Here is a 19,384-nt window from a genome sequence, read left to right on the forward strand (position 1 = left end):
TCGCCCGCAACGCGCGACCCTTCCGCAGTTTTCAAGCCCGCCCGCCGCGAGGTTCCGACAATGACACGCACGGTCTGGGTGAAGGCCGACGGGAGCGTCGGCGACTGGGAGACGCGAAAGCGACGGATCACGGCCGCCATCGAGGCCGGCGCGGACTGGGTCCTCGTCGACGAGGCGGACGTGGGGCGCGTCCGCGAGCTGGGCGACGTCTCGGTCGCGGCGTTCCGCTCCGACGCGGACGTCATCGACGACGCCGAGAGCGACGCCGAGGCCGACGCCTACTTCGTCGGGAAGGGTGGCGAGGGCGACGGGACGATCGACCTCCCGGACGACTTCTCCGGCTCGGCGGACCTCACGACGGTCCGCCGCCGCGACGACCGCGCGCAGGGTGTGTACGTCCGCGTGCTCGGCACCGAGTACGAGCGGTTCGCGGAGGAGGCGGCGAACGACGCCGAGTACACGATCGTCGTCGGCGAGGACTGGTCGATCATCCCGCTGGAGAACCTGATCGCGCGGGTCGGCGAGGAGACGCACCTCGTCGCCGGCGCGACGACCGCGGCCGAGGCCCGGACCGCCTTCGAGACGCTGGAGATCGGCGCGGACGGCGTCCTCCTGGACTCCGACGATCCCGACGAGATCCGCGGCGCGGTCGACGCCCGCGACGCCGCCGACCGCGAGACGCTCGACCTCCGGCACGCCGAGGTGACCGCGGTCGAGCGCACGGGGATGGCCGACCGCGTCTGCATCGACACCGGCTCGCTGATGGACGACGACGAGGGGATGCTCGTGGGATCGATGTCGCGCGGGCTGTTCTTCGTCCACGCCGAGACCGCGGAGTCGCCGTACGTCGAGTCGCGCCCCTTCCGCGTGAACGCCGGCGCGGTCCACGCCTACGTGCGGAACGCCGAGGGCGGCACGAACTACCTCGCGGAGCTCTCCAGCGGCGACGAGGTGCAGGTGGTCGACACCGGCGGCCACACCCGCGAGGCGATCGTCGGGCGCGTGAAGATCGAGAAGCGCCCGATGTTCCGGATCCAGGCCGAGGTGGAGACCGAGGAGGGCGTCGACCGCGTCGAGACGCTGATCCAGAACGCCGAGACGGTGAAGATCGCGACCGCGGACGGGAAGAAGGCGGTCACCGACCTGGAGGAGGGCGACGAGGCGCTCGTCTACTACGAGGACGTGGCGCGGCACTTCGGCGAGGCGGTGGAGGAGAGCATCATCGAGAAGTAGCGGGGCCGAGCGAACGCAGTGAGACCACTTGACTCGAGCCGGCCCTGGGCCGCGAGAACCGGCCGAGATCGTGTCGACCAGAACGCATTTTACGTCGGTTCGTGATCGGCTCACATGGCTGTCGCTAACGAGGGCGGTCGTCGCGTCGCGGAGTTGGGGTTCGTCGAGCGGGTTCGGCACCTGGCAGAGGCCGCGAATCCGGCGTTCGCGGCCGGAAGCTTCCTCGTGCCGCTTGCCTTCTTCGCCGCGAGCCTCGCGCTCGCGAGCACCGAGCTGCTCTTTTACACGCACGTCGCCGCCGGCGGAGTGTGGTTCGGCTTCGCGCTGATCTTCCCGGCGCTCATCGGGCCGACCCTCGGCGGGCTCGACGAGGAGGCGTCGGCCGCGGTGAACGCGACGCTGATCCCGAAGGCCGTCTTCTTCCTCGTCGGCTTCTCGCTGACGACGGTGTTGTCCGGGACGGTCCTGCTCACGCCCGACCTCGGGCTCGGCTACGGCTTCGGCGGCGCGTGGTCCGGACTCGCGCTCGGGCTCGGCTGGGGGCTGTTCGCGTTCGGCCTGGCGGTGCCACACCGGCTCCAGCTCAGCGCGTACTACGAGACGATGTCTCCGGATCCGGACGCCTCCCGGCTCGAATCGATCGAGAAGAAGAACCTCGTGGTCGGGCTGTTCGAGGCGGCCGTCATGCTCGCGCTCATCGTGCTGATGACCGGGTTCCGGCTGGGCGTCTGACTCAGATCCCGTACAGCTCGCCGTACTTCGCCTCGACGTAGTCGGTGAACGCGTCCGCCGAGAGCGCCTCGCCGGTCGCCCGCTCCACCAGCTCGTTCGTCTCGTACCGGGAGCCGTGCTGATGGACGTTCTCGCCGAGCCACGCCCGGAGGTCGCCGAAGTCGCCGTCTGCGACCTTCGCGTCGAGGTCGTCGATCTCCTCCTCGGCGGCCGCGAACAGCTGCGCGGCCATGACCGAGCCGAGCGAGTAGGTCGGGAAGTAGCCGAAGTTCCCGTGGCTCCAGTGGATGTCCTGGAGGCAGCCCTCGGCGTCGTTCTCGGGGCGGATCCCGAGGTACTCCTCGTACTTGTCGTTCCAGGCCTCCGGCACGTCCTCGACCGCGAGGTCGCCGCGGACCAGGTCGCGCTCGATCTCGAACCGGACGACGATGTGGAGGTGATAGGTGAGCTCGTCCGCCTCGACGCGGATGAGGTTGTCCTCGTACACCTGGTTGACCGCCTCGTAGGCGTCCTCGACGGTCGCCTCGTCGGTCCCCGGGAACCGCTCCTGGAACCGCGGGAGGAACAGCTCCCAGAACGGCCGGCTCCGGCCGACGTGGTTCTCCCAGAGCCGCGACTGCGACTCGTGGACGGAGAGGTCCCGCGCCTCGCCGAGCGGGGTGCCCCACTCCGCTTTCGGCAGCCCGAGGTTATACTGCGCGTGGCCGAACTCGTGGATCGTCGAGCCGATCGCGCCGAGGGGGTCAGACTCGTCGAAGCGAGTGGTCACGCGGCAGTCGAACTGGTTGCCGGCGGTGAACGGGTGCGAGGAGACGTCGAGCCGACCGCGGTCGAAGTCGTAGCCGACCAGCTCCAGCGCCTCGCGGGCGAGCGCCTCCTGGTCGTCCTCGGGGAAGGTCCCCTCGAAGGTGTCGACGGCGAGGTCCGCGTCGGAGTCGCGGATCGCGTCGATCATGGGGACGAGCGTCTCGCGGAGCTCCGCCAGGATCGACTCGGCGCGATCGATCGAGAGGCACGGCTCGTACTCCTCGAAGAGGACCGCGTAGGGGTCCCGGTCGGGGTCGATATGTTCGGCGTACTCCCGCTTGAGCTCGACGTGTTTCTCCAGGTAGGGGGCGAACGCCTCGAAGTCGTCCTCGGCCTTCGCCTCCTCCCACGCCTGGAGCGCCTCAGAGCCGGTCTCGGAAATCTCCTCGACCAGTTCGACGGGCACGGCGTCGGCGCGCTCGTACTCGCGGCGGACCTCGCGGACGACCGCCGCTCGTTCGTCCGTGAGCTCGGCGCCGTCAAGCGCGTCGAGCAGCTCGCCGGTCTCCTCGTCCGTGATCATATCGTGGCGGACCGACGAGAGCGCCGAGAGCTGTTTCGACCGGGCGGGCGTGCCGCCCTCGGGCATCATCACCTGCTGGTCCCACCCGAGCACGCCGGCGGCGCTCCCGACCGCGTTCCAGCGACGAACCCGGTCCAGGAGGGCCTCGTACGGCTCGGGGGCGTCGGTCGCGTCGTCGGCCGCGGCTTCCGTTGCCATGTCACAGGGATCGGTCGCGCGGATTATGAAGGGACCGACTCGGAACCGGGCGCGAGCGCGACCTATTTCCGACCGGCCGCCGAATTGCCGGCAACGGATGGACATCGACGAGGACACCATCGACCTGCGATCCGACACCGTCACGGCGCCCTCGGACGAGATGCGCGAGGCGGCCGCGACCGCCGAGGTCGGCGACGACGTGTACCGCGACGACCCGACCGTCAACGAGTTAGAGCGCCGCGCCGCCGAGTCGGTCGGCGCCGAGGCCGCCCTCTACGTCCCCTCCGGGACGATGGCCAACCAGATCGCCGTCCACGTCCACACTGAGCCCGGCGAGGAGCTCCTCTTGGAGCGCGAGTCGCACATCTACCGCTGGGAGCTCGCCGGCGCGTCGAAGCTCTCGGGCGCCCAGACCCGGACGGTCGACGCCGGCGAGCGCTGCGTCCCGACCCCCGACGAGGTTCGCGAGGGGCTCGTGAGCGAGGACCTCCACCGCCCCGGCACCGGGCTCCTGTCGCTGGAGAACACCCACAACTACCGCGGCGGGGTCGCGGTCCCGGTCGAGGGGATCGCCGCGGCCGCCGACATCGCCCGCGACGCCGGCGTGCCGGTCCACCTCGACGGCGCCCGCCTGTTCAACGCCGCGGTCGCGCTCGGCGTCGACGCGAGCGAGATCGTCGACCCGGTCGACAGCGTCACGTTCTGCCTCTCGAAGGGGCTCGGCGCGCCCGTCGGCTCGGTCCTCGCCGGCGACGAGGCCTTCGTCGAGGAGGCCCGCCGCGTTCGGAAGCTGTTCGGCGGCGGGATGCGACAGGCCGGGATGATCGCCGCGCCCGGGCTGCTCGCCTTGGAGAACGTCGACCGCCTCGCCGACGACCACGCCAACGCCGAACGGCTCGCCGCCGGGCTCGACGCGCTCGACGGGGTGCACGCGCCGGCGCCGGACACCAACATCGTCGTCGCGCACACCGACGAGGCCGGGATTCCGGCCGCCGACCTCGTGGAGGCCTGCAAGGCGGCCGGCGTCGGCTGCGTCGAGTTCGACGACCACACGACCCGGTTTACGACGCACTTGGACGTCGACGCCGACGATGTCGCGGAGGCAGTCGATCGGATAGAGGAGACGGTCGCCGAACTGTCGGCCTGAGCTTCCGACCCGAGTTTAAATACGTCGAGAGCGTAGGAGTTCGCGAAACAGTGCCGGCAACACACCACGCCGCGTCCGCCGCCCCAGAGCTCCTCGTATGACCGGGAGCGTCGAGGGGGCGGGCGCCGACGCAGACGCCGAATCGGTCCCCCGAGAGCGGCGGGCGGTCGTCGCCAAGCGAGTCGACTCCGGGGAGGCCGACCTCGCCGAGATCCGCCAGCTCGCCGCGGCCGCGGGCTACGAGGTCGTCGGCGAGCTCACCCAGACCCGCACCGAGGACGCCGCGTTCATGTTCGGCGAGGGGAAGGTCGCGGAGCTGCGCGAACTCGTCCGCCGGACCGACGCCGGCGCCGTCATCGTCGACAACGACGTCGGGCCGTACCAGACGTTCAACATCGGCGGGGAGCTCCCCGAGGGCGTCGAGGTGATCGATCGGTTCACGCTCATCCTCGAGATCTTCGGCCAGCGCGCCGACACCCGGAAGGCGCAGCTCCAGGTCGATCTCGCCGAGCTCCGGTACGAGCTGCCGCGCGCCGAGGCGAAGGCGAGCCTGGCGAAGCGGGACGAGCGCCCGGGGTTCATGGGGCTCGGCGAGTACGACGAGAGCGTCGAGCGCGACATCAAACGCCAGATCTCCGAGATCCGCGACGAGCTGGAGTCGATCGCGGAGAAGGAGGAGGCGCGCCGCGAGCAGCGCCGCGACTCCGGCTTCGACCTGGTCGCGCTCGCGGGGTACACGAACGCCGGCAAGTCCACCCTGATGCGCCGGCTCGCGGCCGAGATCGACGTCGACGAGAACGCCGACCGCCACCCCGACCTCGACACCACGGCCGAGTCGCAGGACATGCTGTTCACCACGCTCGGCACCACCACTCGGCGGGCCGAGATGGAGAAGCGCGACGTGCTGCTCACGGACACGGTCGGGTTCATTGCGGACCTCCCCCACTGGCTCGTGGAGTCGTTCGAGTCGACGCTCGATTCCGTCTACCGCGCCGACCTCGTGTTGCTCGTCGTCGACGCGAGCGAGCCCGTCGAGGAGATGCGCGAGAAGCTCGTCACGAGCCACGACACCCTCTACGAGCGCAACGAGGCCCCCGTCGTCACCGTCTTCAACAAGATCGACCGGCTCGACCCCGGCGAGCTGGCCGACAAGCGCGGCGCGCTCTCCGGCGTCGCACCCGACCCGGTCGCCGTCTCGGCGGAGACGGGCGCGGGCGTCGCTGAGCTGCGCGACCGCGTCGAGGCCGAGCTCCCCGACTGGGAGCGCGAGCGGCTCGTCCTCCCCGTCTCCGACGAGGCGATGAGCCTCGTCTCGTGGATCCACGACCACGGCCACGTCGACGAGGAGTCGTACGCGAGCGACCAGGTGACCGTCGGCTTCGAGGCCAAGCCCTCGGTCGTGGCCCGCGCCCGGTCGAAGGCGGCGGGACTCGTCCCCGCCGAGTCGACGTAGGCGGCCCGCCGCCGGCTCGTCGACTCGGCTCACCGACCGGGATTCCGGACAAAGTATACATTCCTTCACTTGCGAACAGATACCATGGACGACGCCGGAGTCGACGGCCGACGGCGGGACCGACTCGTCGCCGACGACGACGCGGTCGAGCCGCCGCCCGGGTTCGGCGAGCGGGCCGTCGCGAGCGACGCGGGGGTGTACGACGCGTTCGCGGCCGAGGGGCCGGCGGCCTGGCGCCGCGCCGCGGACCTCCTCGACTGGGAGCGGCCGTACGAAACGGTGCTCGACGACGGCGACCCGCCGTTTTACGAGTGGTTCCCGGACGGCCGGCTCAACGCCGCGGTCAACTGCGTCGACCGGCACCTCGACGAGCGCGGGAACCAGCTCGCGATCCGGTGGTTCGGCAAGCGCGGCGAGCGGCGGTCGTACACCTATCGCGACCTCCACCGCGAGGTGAACGCGCTCGCGGCCGGGCTGCGGGAGCTCGGCGTCGAGGAGGACGACGTGGTGACGCTGTACCTCCCGATGGTCCCGGAACTGCCGATCGCGATGCTGGCGTGCGCCCGGATCGGCGCGCCCCACAACGTCGTCTTCGCGGGACTCTCGGCGGAGGCGCTGGCGACCCGCCTCGACGCGGCCGACTCCTCGTATCTGATCACCTGCGACGGTTACTACCGGCGCGAGGACGCGTTCAACCAGAAGTCGAAGGCGGACAACGCCAGGCTCCGGGCCGACGCCGACCTCGCGGCGACCGTCGTCGTCGACCGGCTCGGGGACGCGCTCGACGTGTCGCTCGGCGACGACGAGCACGGGTACGAGCCGCTCGTCGACGCGCACGACGGCGAGACGGTCGAGCCCGTCGCGCGCGACGCGACCGACCTGCTGTTCGTGATGTACACCTCCGGGACCACGGGGCGCCCGAAGGGCGTCGAGCACGCGACCGGCGGCTACCTCTCGCACGTCGCGTGGACGACCCGGAACGTCCTCGACGTGCGCCCCGAGGACACCTACTGGTGCGCCGCCGACATCGGCTGGATCACGGGCCACTCATACGGCGTGTACGGTCCCCTGTCGGTCGGGACCACGTCCGTCCTCTACGAGGGGTCGCCCGACTACCCGGACCGCGACCGCGTCTGGGACCTGATCGAGCGCAACGCGGTCAGCGTCTTCTACACCTCGCCCACCGCGATCCGGTCGTTCATGAAGTGGGGCGCGGAGTACCCCGACGCCCACGACCTGTCGTCGGTCCGCCTGCTGGGCACCGTCGGCGAGTCGATCACCCCGAAGGCGTGGCGGTGGTACCGCGAGCACGTCGGCGGCGGCGAGGCGCCGGTCGTCGACACCTGGTGGCAGACCGAGACGGGCGCCATCGCGCTCGCGACCCTGCCGGGCGTCACGCCGATGAAGCCGGGGAAGGTCGGCCCCCCGCTGCCCGGCATCGACGCGCGCGTCGTCGACGAGGACGGGGAGCCGGTCGACCCGGGCGAGCCGGGGTACCTCACGATCGGGTCGCCGTGGCCCGGCATGCTGCGGGGGCTCCGCGAGGGCGACGAGCGCTACCGCCGCGAGTACTGGGTCGAGGCCGAAGACGGCTGGCGGTACCGCACCGGCGACGGCGCGACGGTCGACGAGGACGGCTACGTAACCATCCTCGGTCGCGTCGACGACGTGATCAACGTGCGGGCGCGGCGGTTCAACACCGCCGAGCTGGAGTCGGCGATCGTCGGCGTCGAGGGCGTCACCGAGGCCGCGGTCGTCGGCGACGGCGACGGCGACATCGTCGCCTACGTGACGACCCGGAGCGACGTCGAGCCCGACGAGGCCCTCAGGGCGGCGATCGGCGACGAGCTGGCCCGCTCAGTCGGCGACCTCGCCCGCGCGGACCGGACCGTGTTCACCCCGGACCTCCCGAAGACGCGCTCGGGGAAGATCATGCGCCGCCTGCTGGAGGACATCGCTCGGGGCGAGGAGTTCGGCGACGTCAGCGCGCTCCGGAACCCGGAGGTCGTCGGCGAGATCGAGTCGTCGGTTCGCGAAGGATAACCATTTACAATTCCTTCAAGAACATTTAGAAACTACTCAAGGTTTCTTATAGGAGTGCATGTACGACCGACTGGACCGCGTCGCCTGGGGGATCGCCGACGGCGTCTGAGCGGGTCGTTCTCGTCTCGTCGGAGCGGGAATTGTTTCGGAAATATTTCTGAAACCGAAACAAAGCGCGATCTGAGTCATCTGTTCAACACCGGAATTCCGGGTCTGCCGAGAGTAAATTAGCGTCAAAGCCGTTCTGAGTGGAGACGAGCGGAACTCTTTTACTTCGTTTTTTCGTGTTTCTACGAAACTGATGGTCGCCGAGCTTGACGCCGACGCGTACGACGCGCTCGTGGCCGCCGCCGAGACGTACCGCGCCGCGGTCGCGGTTCGGCTCGCCGGCGAGGCCGGGCTGCGGACGGCCGAGATACCCCGCGTCGCGCCGCGGCACCTCCGGGGCCCGGGCGTCGCCTCGGAGGTGTGTCTCCTCGCGGTTCCGGCCGACGACACGGGGGAGACGGTCGACCGCGAGACCGCCGTTTCGGCCTCGCTGGCGGCCGAGCTCAGACGGTACGCCGAGAGCGAGGGGCTCGGTGCGGGAGAGCCGTTCGTCGACGTCTCGCCCCGCCGCGTCCAGATGATCGTGAGCGAGACCGCCGAGCGGGCGGCGGTGCGGAGCGGCGGCGCGGTCCCGCCCGATGTCACGCCCCGCGACCTCCGCGACGCCTTCGCGCGCCGGCTCCTCGTCGACCGCGGCGTCGATCCCCACGCCGTGCGCGAGGCCGGCGGCTGGGAGACGATGGGGACGCTGGACCGGTTCCTCGGCCCGCTCGACGGGCGGGAGGTCGCCGAGGCGTTCGCCGCTGCCGGGGCCGTCGGCGGCGCCGGATCGGACGGGGGTGCCGGTGCGAACCGCGCCCCGGACGGGCGGGAACCGACGGCGCTTGGCGGGTTCGAAGCCCTCGCCGACGGCGAGGACCGAGGCTCGCCGCTCGCGACCGTCCCGGGGCGGCTGGCCGAGTCGGACCGGTGGGCCGAGGCGTGGGTGGTCCGCGGGTCGACCGACGGCGGCCGGACCGAGGTCGTCGGGGCCGCGGGCGTCGAGCGGGAGGTCCTCGTCGACCGCGGCGTCACCGGGGAGGGCCCGTGGCTCGACGCGATCGAGACCGGCGACCCGGTCCTGACGGACGACGAGCCGACCGCCGACGGGCGACCGGGAATCGCCGTCCCGGCGAGCTACAGGGACGTGACGCACGGCGCGCTCTGCGTCGTCGCCGCCGACGGAGCGTCGGTCTCGGCCGTCGAGCGGCGGGAGCTGGTCGCGCTCGGTCGCTGTCTCGGCTGGGCGGTGACGGCCGGCCGGTGGCGGGACCTCCTCCACTCCGACGCCGTCACCGAGGTGGAGTTCCACACCGCCGACGACGGGGCGTTCCTCGCCCTCGCGAGCGACGCCCTCGGCTGTCGGATCGAGCTCGACTCCACCGTCGGGGTCACCGACGAGGCCTCCCGGCTGTACCTCTCCGCCGCGGGCGCGAGGCCGCAGGGCGTCGCCGACGTCGTCGACGACGCGGACGGCGTCTCCGACCTGCGGGTGATCGAGACACGGGAGGACGGCTGCTCGGTGTCCGTGCGCGTCGAGGGCGGGTCGGCGGTGCGCACGCTCACGGAGCACGGCGCGACCGTTCGCGGCGCGACCGCGGAGGAGGGCCGCGTGCGGGTCGTCGCCGATCTGCCCGGGGGGGCCGACGTTCGGCCGGTGGCCGACGGGCTCCGGGCGGCCTTCGACGACGCTCGCCTCGCGAGCAAGGAGTCCGCCGCCCGGTCGTCACGCTCCGAGTCCTCGTTCCGCGAGGGGGTCGCGGAGCGGTTCACCGACCGTCAGTGGGCCGCGCTGTCGGCCGCGTACCACGGCGGCTACTTCGACTGGCCCCGCGGGAGCACGGCCGAGGAGGTCGCCGACGCGATGGACGTTTCGTCCCCGACGTTCCACAACCACCTCCGGAAGGCCCAGCGCGCGCTCCTCGACGGCCTCTTCGAGGAAGACCACCGAGAGCGCCCCTGACGCCGGCGTCACGGCCTCCCGAAGCGGGTGCCGCACACGCTCCGGGTCCGAAAGGCCGGGAGCGGGGCCGCGAATCCTCACGATTTTTCGTATTTAGCGCCAGCGTTTATATGGTGAGATCGGTTGGATACGACCGTACCATGACAGAGGGTGACGGTCAACTGGAAGCGAGACTGGAAGAGCAGGAGGTGTTCGAGCCGTCCGAGTCGTTCTCGGCGCAGGCCAACGTCTCCGACCCCGAGATCTACGAGGAGTTCGACGAGAACTGGCCGGAGTGCTGGGAGACCGCGGCCGACCTCCTCGACTGGGAGTCCGACTACGACCAGGTGCTGGACGACAGCGACCCGCCCTTCTACGAGTGGTTCACCGGCGGCGAACTGAACGCGTCGGCCAACTGCCTCGACCGCCACCTCGACGAGCGCGGCGACGAGGCCGCGATCGAGTGGGTCGGCGAACCGGTCGACGAGGACGATCGCACGTACACGTACGCTGAGCTCCACCGCGAGGTGAACGAGTTCGCGGCCGCGCTCCGGGCGCAGGGCGTCGAGGAGGACGACGTCGTGACGATGTACATGCCGATGATCCCGGAGCTTCCGATCGCGATGCTGGCGTGCGCCCGGATCGGCGCGCCCCACAGCGTCGTCTTCGCCGGGTTCTCGGCGGACGCGCTCGCGACCCGGATGAACTCCGCGGAGTCGGAGTACCTCGTCACCTGCGACGGCTACTACCGGCGGGGCGACCCCCTCGACCACCTCGACAAGGCGAACGAGGGGCTCGCGGGCGTCGATCACGACACCACGACCGTCGTCGTCGACCGGCTCGGACCGAACGGCGACGACTTCGGCCACGAGCTCGGCGACGACCAACTCGACTACGGCGACCTCGTCTCAGAGCACGAGGGCGCCGAGGTCGAGCCGGTCACCCGCGACGCCGAGGACATGCTGTTCCTGATGTACACCTCGGGGACGACGGGCGAGCCGAAGGGCGTGAAACACACGACCGGCGGCTACCTCTCGTGGGTGTCGTGGACCTCGCAGTCGGTCCTCGACATCAAGCCGGATGACACGTACTTCTGCTCGGCCGACATCGGCTGGATCACCGGCCACTCCTACATCGTCTACGGGCCGCTCGCGCTCGGGACGACGACGATGATGTACGAGGGGACGCCCGATCACCCCGAACAGGACCGCCTCTGGGAGATCGTCGACGAGTACGACGCGACCCAGCTGTACACGGCGCCCACGGCGATCCGCGCGTTCATGAAGTGGGGCTCGAAGTTCCCGGACCGCCACGACCTCTCCTCGCTGCGGCTGCTCGGCACGGTCGGCGAACCGATCAATCCGCGGGCGTGGAAGTGGTACTACCAGCACATCGGGAACGAGGAGTGCCCGATCGTCGACACGTGGTGGCAGACCGAGACGGGCGGGATGATGGTGACGACCCTGCCGGGGATCAAGGACATGAAGCCGGGAGCGGCGGGGCCGCCGCTGCCAGGCCTCGACGTCCAGATCCTCGACACCCTCGGCGACGAGGTAGAGCCCGGGAAGGCCGGCTACCTCACGGTACAGAAGCCGTGGCCGGGCATGCTCCGGACGCTGTACAACAACGACGAGCGGTACATCGAGGAGTACTGGGCTGAGTACTCCGACACCGACAGCGACGACCCCGACGACTGGGTGTACTTCCCGGAGGACGGGGCGAAGATCGACGACGACGGCTACATCACCGTGCTCGGCCGGGTCGACGACGTGCTCAACGTCTCCGGCCACCGGCTGGGGACGATGGAGATCGAGTCCGCCATCGTCGGCGTCGAGGGGGTCGCGGAGGCCGCCGTCGTCGGCGGCGACCACGACATCAAGGGCGAGGCGGTGTACGCCTACGTCACCACCGAGGACGGCTACGAGGGCACCGACGAACTCCGCGACGCGATCGTCGCGGGCGTCGAGGACGCCATCGGCCCGATCGCCCGGCCGGAACAGGTCGTGTTCACGCCCGACCTGCCGAAGACGCGCTCGGGGAAGATCATGCGCCGCCTGCTGGAGAACATCGCCGACGGCAAGGAGCTCGGGAACACGAGCACGCTCCGGAACCCGGAGATCGTCGAGGAGATCCAGCAGAAGGCGAAGGGCGAGTAACCGAGAACATCCCCGTTTTCCGAGCACCGAACGAGAGATCCCCCGCACCACACCGGACGTAAATATCACGATAAAACCGCACAAACGGACCACGACAATACACACCACAACACATGACAGACAGTAGCTCACGAAGCCCAGACGACGCGGCGACCGACGGTGGTCGCACAACTGACGACGCGGCGACCGATGGTGGCCGCGCAGCCGACGACGCGGCCACCGACGGCGGCGTCGCCGCGACCGCGGCACAGGAGCACAGCGACACCGACTACCTCGGGGCGGAGGTGAACATCTTGAACCCGAGCACGCCGTACATGCGCGATCACCTCCGCATCGTCTGGACGGGGTTCGCGATCTGGGTCCTCGCGGTGTGGGGACCGGTGACTCTGACCCGGCTCGCGCCCGGCCCGATGACGAGCCAGATGCCGATCCTCGGCTTCCCGATCCACTACTTCCTCGTCGCGTTCGGCGCGCCGACCAGCGCGCTGGTCCTCGCGTTCTGGTACTCGCGCAAGCGGGACGCGCTCGACGAGAAGTACGGTATCGAACACGCGACCGTCACGGAGACGGGCAGCGGTGCTGACGTCGCGGCGACCGACGGAGGGACCGACGAATGACGGCGAGCTCGTTCCTCCTACAGAGCGACCTCCTCCCGGAGGCCCTCGACATCTCGTTCAAGATCGGGCCGGCGCTGCTCGTGATCGGGATGCTCGGGCTGTTCCTCACGATCGGGTTCGTCTTCCGCGTCGCCGACACCGACGACATGTGGGTCGCCGGCCGGTCAATCGGGAACGTCGAGAACGGGATGGCGATCGGGGCGAACTGGATGTCGGCGGCGTCGTACCTCGGCATGGCGGCGTCGATCGCGCTCGCGGGGTTCTACGGCCTCGTGTTCGTCGTCGGCTGGACGACGGGGTACTTCATCCTGCTCATCTTCCTCGCCGCGCAGCTGCGCCGGTTCGGGAAGTACACGGCGCCGGACTTCGTCGGCGACCGCTTCAACTCCGACACCGCGCGCGCCATCGCGGCCGTGACGACGTTCCTCATCGGCTTCGTCTACGCCATCGGGCAGGCGAAGGGGATGGCCCTGGTCGGCCTGTACATCTTCGGTAACTACGGCGGCCTCATCCCCGGCCTCGACGGGTACCAGGTGATGGTCGTCGCCATGATGGTCGTCACCGTCGGCTACCTGACGCTGTCCGGGATGCTGGGCGCCACGAAGAACCAGGCGGTCCAGTACGTCATCCTCATCCTCGCGTTCGTCGTCGGGCTGTTCGTCGTCGGCTACACCAACGGCTACTCGACGGTGCTGCCGCAGCTCGAATACGGCATGCTGATCAGCGAGCTCGGCAGCGAGTTCTCCGAGCCGTTCGCGACGTCGAGCTACTACCTCTGGGTCGCCACGACGTTCTCGCTCATCGTCGGCACCTGCGGGCTCCCGCACGTGCTCGTCCGTTTCTACACGGTCGAGAGCGAGCGGACGGCCCGCTGGTCGACGGTCTGGGGGCTGTTCTTCATCTGTATCCTCTACTGGAGCGCGCCCGCGTTCGCCGCGTTCGGCACCGACCTCTACTCGCAGAACGTCGGTGCGACGTACGGTGACCCCGGGATGACGAGCGCGGCCAGCGAGGTCATCGTCGTGCTGGCGGCGCAGCTGTCCGGGCTCCCGGACTGGTTCGTCGGCATCGTCGCGGCGGGCGGTATCGCCGCCGCGATCGCGACGGTCGCCGGGCTGTTCATCGCCGGCTCGTCGGCGATCAGCCACGACATCTACACGAACATCATCAACGAGGACGCGACGCAGCGCCAGCAGATCCTCGTCGGCCGCCTCTCGATCGTCGCGCTGGGCGCGCTGACCACGCTGGCCGCGCTCAACCCCGCTTCCTCGATCGCGGCGCTCGTGGGGTACGCGTTCTCGCTCGCCGGCTCCGTGCTGTTCCCGATGTTCTTCCTCGGCATGTGGTGGGAGAACGCCAACCGGCAGGGCGCGCTCGCGGGCATGACGACCGGGCTGACGCTCTGGTCGATCCCGATGATCAACCAGATCGTCCCGACGTACGTCGGCTCCCTCGAGGCGCCGCTGTCCGCGGGGCTGGCGCAGTGGATGCCGGCCATCGGGTCGGCGCTCGTCACGCTGCCCGTCGTGATCGTGGTCACGGTCGTCGTCTCGATGGCGACCGACGAGCCGTCGCTCGAAACGAAGCGGATCGTCCGGCAGTGTCACAGCCCCGAACCGATGGGGCAACAGCAGACCGCCGAGGACGTCGTCGCCGCGGACGGCGGCGAGGACGTGGCGACGGACGGTGGCCGCGCAACGGACGACGCGGCCGCCGGCGACCGCGCAGCTGACGACGCGGCCACGGAGGAGTAACCCATGTACGAACGCATCCTCGTTCCCACGGACGGAAGCGACGTCGCGGAGGCCGCCGTCGATCACGCGCTCGACCTCGCGGAGAAGTACGGCGCCGAGGTCCACGCGCTGTACGTGGTCGACATCGACTCGGTGAACTTCAGCCTCGGGACCGAACAGGTCGACCGGCTCAAGCAGGGGCGGTTCGACGAGATGGGGGAGCTGAAAGAGAAGGCCGACGAGGCGACCGGCGTCGTCGCCGATCGCGGCGCCGAGCGCGCCGTCGAGGTCGTCGAACACGTCTCCGGCGGCCGCCCGCACAAGGTGATCGGCGACTACGCCGAGGACCACGGCATCGACCTCATCGTGATGGGGAGCCACGGCCGCGCGGGCGTCCGGCGCGCGCTCCTCGGGAGCGTCACCGAGCGTACCCTCCGCTCGACGCACGTACCGATCCTCGTCGTCGACTACCTCGACGAGGACTGAATCGGGGGCCGCGGCCCGTCCCCGCCTCTCGGTCGCACCGGTCTCCGACCGACCCGCTATCGGTACACCCACGTACTCCGACCGACACGCTCGCCCATGACCGAGACAGATCCGACCGATGATCCTGACGAGGAGGGCCTCGCTGACCGCGTCCGATCGCACGTCAGCGAGAACCGGGGCGGTATGCTCCAGGACCTCGTGTTCGCGATCGCTTGGGTGACCGTCGTGTCGCTCCTGTACGACTTCGCGTTCGCGGACACCCCGCAGTGGGTGCTGTACATGTTCATGCTCGCCGGGATCCCGGCGTACTTCGGTTTCTTCATCTCGCTGAACATGGCGAGACAACAGCGGTAGTCGCGGATCTCGCTCGGATCCCGTTCTCGTCGTCAGCCGTCGAGCGCCTCGGCCGAGTCGTCCGGGCTCTCTCCGCCCTCCTCGTCGACGGGGTGCGCGTCCGGTTCGACCGCGGCGCCGTCGGGCTCGTCGACGACCCCGTCGGTCCACGTCCCGCGCAGGAACCACGCCGCGCCGACGGCGAAGGAGGCCACGGCGGCCGTCGCGTACGCCCACCACAGCCCCACGACCCCCCAGTCGAGACCGACGTAGCCGACCTCGATCGGGGGCACGTCGACGGGGCCGACCGCGACCCCACCGAGCGTGACCCCGACGGCCCCGAACGCGAGCAGGGCGGCGAGGGGGATCCGGACGACCCACCGCGAGAGCAGTGAGAGCGCCAGCGCCGCCTTGGTGTGACCCGCCCCGCGGAACGCGCCCTGGATCACCATGAGCCCGCCGAAGAAGGCCCACGACAGCGCGATGACGCGGAGGAAGACGACCCCCTCCGCGATCGTCGCCGGATCGCCGATGAAGACGCCGATCGCGGCCGCCGGGAAGAGCCAGACCGCGCCGCCGGCGACGCCCAGGAGCGCCATCGTTCCGAGGGTGGCGACGCGGGTGACGGCGACGGCGCGGTCGGGCGTCCCGGCGCCGAGGTTCTGGCCGACGCCGGTCGCGGTCGCCTGCCCGACCGCGCCCGCCACCGACCACGAGACGGACATCAGCCTGACGCCGATCCCGTAGGCCGCGGTCGCGGCCGGGCCGAACCGCGCGACGAGCGCCGCCATGAAGACGGCGGCGAACGACCGCGCCCACCCGTCGAGCGTCGCCGGATACCCCACGTCGACCAGTTTCCGGAGGATCTCGGGGTTCGGGACGAGGTCGCGGACGTACAGCTTCACGCCCCAGTCGCCGCGAAGCAGGATTCCGACGCCGACCGCGGTCGCGAACAGGCGCGCGAGCAGCGTCGCGATCGCGGCCCCTCGGGTGCCCAGCGCGGGAACCGGCCCCCAACCGAGGATGAAGACGGGGTCGATGACGATGTTGATCCCGGCCGAAATCCCGACGAGCCACATCGCGGTCGTCGTGTCGCCCGCGCCCTGCAGCGAGGCGCGGAACGCGAAGAAGAGGAAGGTGAGCGGTAGGGTGAGGAGGATCACCTCGATGTACGCGAGCGCCTCGACGAACACCGCGTCGCGCGCGCCGATCCAGTAGAGCAGCCGGTGGCGCGCCGCGAACCCGACGACCGCGAGGGCGACCGAGACCGCGACCGCGAGCAACACCGTCTGTCCCACGACCTCGTCGGCGCGCCGGTCGTTCCCGGCCCCGACGTGCTGGGAGACCAAGGCGATCGTCGCGGCCGTGAGCCCCATCGCGGTCGACACGAACAGCCACGAGAGCGGGAACATGAGCGAGACGGCGGCGACGGCCTCAGTGCTCACCCGCCCGACCCAGAACATGTCCGCGAGGTTGTACAGGGTCTGGAGGAGGTTGCCGAGCACCAGCGGCCACGCGAGGTCGAACAGCTTCGGGGAGATCGCCCCCGTCGTCATGTCGACTCGGGCGTCGTCGTTTCCCACGGCGAATTCTGTTCGGGACGAGGGCCGCTCGCGACCTAACGTTTCGGGACGGTGTCGACGGTACAGATTCCACCCATTATAGATTCGAAAAATACTGTTTTGAGGGTTTTGAGAGCGGTAGAGCGTCGAATCGGACGCGCTCAGCGCGCACGCAACACTTATCACCCAGTCGGGAGTGGTTCCGGGTGCGATGGCGACAGGCAAGGTCGACTTCTTCAACGACACCGGCGGCTACGGATTCATCGAGACCGACGAGGCTGACGAGGACGTGTTCTTCCACATGGAAGACGTCGGCGGCCCCGACCTCGAGGAAGGCCAGGAGGTAGAGTTCGAGATCGAGGAGGCGGACAAGGGTCCGCGCGCGACGAACCTCACTCGGCTGTAGCTCGCTCGGCCGCACCCGCGACCGGCGACGGCGGACAGCTCTCGAAACGCGTTCCGCGTATATGACCCGCCGAGCGGCGGCGCCGGTGTTTTGGCTTCGGAGCCGGACGAGGCCGACATGGACACCGACGACGGCGACGCGGAAGTCGCCGACCTCGACGCGTTCGTCGCCGAGAACCTCGACCGCTACGCCGAGACGCAGGGCGTCCTCCCCGAGCGGCTCGACGAGTTCGGCGAGCGGTACCGGTCCCAGGGGTACCTGACGCGCGAACAGCTGTACGAGATCGCCTACGAGTCGTCGACGCGGAGCGCGTATCACGTCGAGAAGAACCCCGAGGCGCGCTGTCGTGAGGTGACACGTAACGCCCGCGCCGTCGACGGCGACTTCTCGGCGATCCACCTGATCAGCGGGCTCTCCGGATTCAAGGCGCCGACGGCGTCCTGTGTCGTCGCCGCGCTCGACGGCGACCGCCACGCCGTCGTCGACACCCGCGTGTGGGCGTCGCTGGAGCGGCTGGGGTACCTCGACGGGCGGAAGGAGTCGTTCGACGCCGCCGACTACGTCGCGATGATCGAGCCAATCCGCGAGATCGCCGACGAGACCGGCCACCGCGCGGTCGACGTGGGGTACGCGCTGTTCGCGCACGACGCGTACGTCCGACAGGGGACGCTACATTAGCCCGCGGCTCCCGGCTATATCGGGAACTCGACGCCCGTCACCTCCTCGGAGTACTCCCAGAGCTTTCGGGCGTCCGCGCGGTCGTATGAGGCGTCGTTCGACCGGCCCACGGTCGGCGTCCCGCGCATGTTCATGAAGCCGCTCGGCTCGACGTAGGCGCCGCCGTCGACGTCGGCGGTCGCGGCGTACAGCATGGGGAGCGCGCCGGTCGCCGCGTCCTGTCCGAGGGCCGCGTTCGCGGCCGTCATGGCGACCTTCATGAGGGGGTTGCCGCTCTCTTCCGCGGTGCGGTGCTGGAGGTTCGTGGCCGCGTAGCCCGGATGACAGGCGACGCTGCGGACGGCGGGGTCGACGGTCACGCCCTGCCCGTCGCCCCCGTCGGCGTCGTCGATCCGGCGCTGGAGCTCGTAGGCGAACAGCAGGTTCGCGAGCTTGCTCCGCCCGTACGCCTTCCACTTCCCGTACGAGCGCTCCCAGTTGAGGTCCGTGAAGTCCATCTCGCCCTGCTCGTGGGCGCCCGACGACTGCGTGACGACGCGAGCCTCCCCGCCCACACCCTCGGCACCGTCGAGCAGCGGGAACAGGCGCCCCGTGAGCGCGAAGTGGCCGAGGTGGTTGACGCCGAACTGGGTCTCGAAGCCGTCCTCGGTCTCGCCCCGCGGGATCGCCATCACGCCGGCGTTGTTACAGAGGACGTCGACCGCGTCGTAGCCGTCGGCGAGCCCCTCGGCGAAGGCCGCCACCGAGTCGAGGGAGGCGAGGTCGCACTCGCGGACGTCGAGCTCGAGGTCGGCGCGGTCGACGCCGCTCTCCCGTCGGATCTCGTCGGCGGCTCGCTCGCCCCGTTCCACGCTCCGGCACGCCATCACGACGGTCGCGCCCCGCTCGGCGAAGGCGCGCGTCCCCTCGTAGCCGAGTCCGCTGTTCGCCCCGGTGACGACGACGGTCTTCCCGTCGAGCCGCGGCATCTCGTCCGCCGTCCAACCTGACATGACCGATCGTAGGGGTCTCGCGGTGAGAAAGCTGTCGGCGGGCGAACCGGTGGGCGTCGATCCGAGCGGAGCGCGCGGCCGACCGTTACACCGGTGCGAGACGGCGTCTGACGCCGGTATCCACTTCCACCGCGCCGGCGGTGCGTTTTTAGGTGCCTCGGTGGAAGGGAGGGACACCGAATGACGTCCTTCCAGTCGACCATCGGCGACGAGGAGGGGATCGCGGAGGAGCTGGCCGAGGGCCAGCGCGAGATCT

16 protein-coding genes are annotated in these 19,384 nt (G+C 70.1%); 13 read left to right on the plus strand and 3 right to left on the minus strand.

Features of this window, described 5'->3' with window-relative positions; all coding sequences use genetic code 11:
* The first annotated feature begins 60 nt into the window (after window positions 1-60).
* Complete coding sequence (locus SD626R_RS09280) at window positions 61-1,233, plus strand: 3-dehydroquinate synthase II (protein WP_092565949.1); 1,173 nt, start codon at window positions 61-63, stop codon at window positions 1,231-1,233.
* A 114-nt stretch (window positions 1,234-1,347) separates the two neighbouring features.
* Window positions 1,348-1,965, plus strand: coding sequence for a hypothetical protein (locus tag SD626R_RS09285; RefSeq protein WP_092565951.1), 618 nt, complete (start codon window positions 1,348-1,350; stop codon window positions 1,963-1,965).
* Between the two features lies 1 nt (window position 1,966).
* Here SD626R_RS09285 and SD626R_RS09290 read toward each other — a convergent pair whose 3' ends face one another.
* Window positions 1,967-3,493, minus strand: a complete 1,527-nt coding sequence (locus SD626R_RS09290; protein WP_092565953.1) for a carboxypeptidase M32 — start codon at window positions 3,491-3,493, stop codon at window positions 1,967-1,969.
* Between the two features lie 97 nt (window positions 3,494-3,590).
* Here SD626R_RS09290 and SD626R_RS09295 point away from each other — a divergent pair, with 97 nt between their 5' ends.
* From SD626R_RS09295 to SD626R_RS09335, 9 genes are all read left to right on the plus strand, one after another.
* Window positions 3,591-4,640 (plus strand): threonine aldolase family protein, encoded by a 1,050-nt coding sequence (locus SD626R_RS09295; RefSeq protein WP_092565955.1) that lies wholly within the window; start codon window positions 3,591-3,593, stop codon window positions 4,638-4,640.
* A gap of 97 nt (window positions 4,641-4,737) precedes the next feature.
* Window positions 4,738-6,093 (plus strand): GTPase HflX, encoded by a 1,356-nt coding sequence (hflX, locus tag SD626R_RS09300; RefSeq protein WP_092565957.1) that lies wholly within the window; start codon window positions 4,738-4,740, stop codon window positions 6,091-6,093.
* 84 nt (window positions 6,094-6,177) lie between these two features.
* Window positions 6,178-8,136 (plus strand): acetate--CoA ligase, encoded by a 1,959-nt coding sequence (acs, locus tag SD626R_RS09305; RefSeq protein ID WP_092565959.1) that lies wholly within the window; start codon window positions 6,178-6,180, stop codon window positions 8,134-8,136.
* Between the two features lie 301 nt (window positions 8,137-8,437).
* Window positions 8,438-10,186, plus strand: coding sequence for a bacterio-opsin activator domain-containing protein (locus SD626R_RS09310; protein ID WP_092565961.1), 1,749 nt, complete (start codon window positions 8,438-8,440; stop codon window positions 10,184-10,186).
* 140 nt (window positions 10,187-10,326) lie between these two features.
* Window positions 10,327-12,321, plus strand: a complete 1,995-nt coding sequence (gene acs / locus SD626R_RS09315) for an acetate--CoA ligase (protein ID WP_092565963.1) — start codon at window positions 10,327-10,329, stop codon at window positions 12,319-12,321.
* A gap of 113 nt (window positions 12,322-12,434) precedes the next feature.
* Window positions 12,435-12,938: a DUF4212 domain-containing protein gene (locus SD626R_RS09320; protein ID WP_092565965.1), complete on the plus strand. Its 504-nt coding sequence runs from the start codon at window positions 12,435-12,437 to the stop codon at window positions 12,936-12,938.
* On the plus strand, window positions 12,935-14,692 hold the full coding sequence (locus tag SD626R_RS09325; RefSeq protein ID WP_092565967.1) for a VC_2705 family sodium/solute symporter: 1,758 nt from the start codon (window positions 12,935-12,937) through the stop codon (window positions 14,690-14,692). The genes SD626R_RS09320 and SD626R_RS09325 overlap by 4 nt, the downstream gene beginning before the upstream one ends.
* A gap of 3 nt (window positions 14,693-14,695) precedes the next feature.
* Complete coding sequence (locus SD626R_RS09330; protein ID WP_092565969.1) at window positions 14,696-15,157, plus strand: universal stress protein; 462 nt, start codon at window positions 14,696-14,698, stop codon at window positions 15,155-15,157.
* A gap of 96 nt (window positions 15,158-15,253) precedes the next feature.
* Window positions 15,254-15,511 carry a DUF8119 family protein gene (locus SD626R_RS09335; protein ID WP_092565971.1) on the plus strand — a complete coding sequence of 86 codons (258 nt, stop codon included), beginning with the start codon at window positions 15,254-15,256 and terminating at the stop codon, window positions 15,509-15,511.
* Between the two features lie 32 nt (window positions 15,512-15,543).
* On the opposite strand, the gene SD626R_RS09340 is transcribed toward SD626R_RS09335, so the two are convergent.
* A complete protein-coding gene (locus tag SD626R_RS09340) occupies window positions 15,544-17,046 on the minus strand; it encodes an MATE family efflux transporter (protein WP_092565978.1) in 1,503 nt (500 codons plus the stop codon).
* Window positions 17,047-17,263: 217 nt separating this feature from the next.
* Here SD626R_RS09340 and SD626R_RS09345 point away from each other — a divergent pair, with 217 nt between their 5' ends.
* Entirely contained in the window at window positions 17,264-17,458 is a 195-nt protein-coding gene (locus tag SD626R_RS09345) for a cold-shock protein (RefSeq protein ID WP_092565973.1), read from the plus strand.
* A gap of 117 nt (window positions 17,459-17,575) precedes the next feature.
* Window positions 17,576-18,136, plus strand: a complete 561-nt coding sequence (locus tag SD626R_RS09350; RefSeq protein ID WP_092565975.1) for a hypothetical protein — start codon at window positions 17,576-17,578, stop codon at window positions 18,134-18,136.
* Between the two features lie 14 nt (window positions 18,137-18,150).
* Here SD626R_RS09350 and SD626R_RS09355 read toward each other — a convergent pair whose 3' ends face one another.
* Window positions 18,151-19,128 carry an oxidoreductase gene (locus SD626R_RS09355; RefSeq protein ID WP_092565977.1) on the minus strand — a complete coding sequence of 326 codons (978 nt, stop codon included), beginning with the start codon at window positions 19,126-19,128 and terminating at the stop codon, window positions 18,151-18,153.
* Window positions 19,129-19,384 lie beyond the last annotated feature (256 nt).

It is taken from the genome of Halorubrum sp. SD626R, assembly GCF_001261915.1.
Lineage (GTDB): Archaea > Halobacteriota > Halobacteria > Halobacteriales > Haloferacaceae > Halorubrum.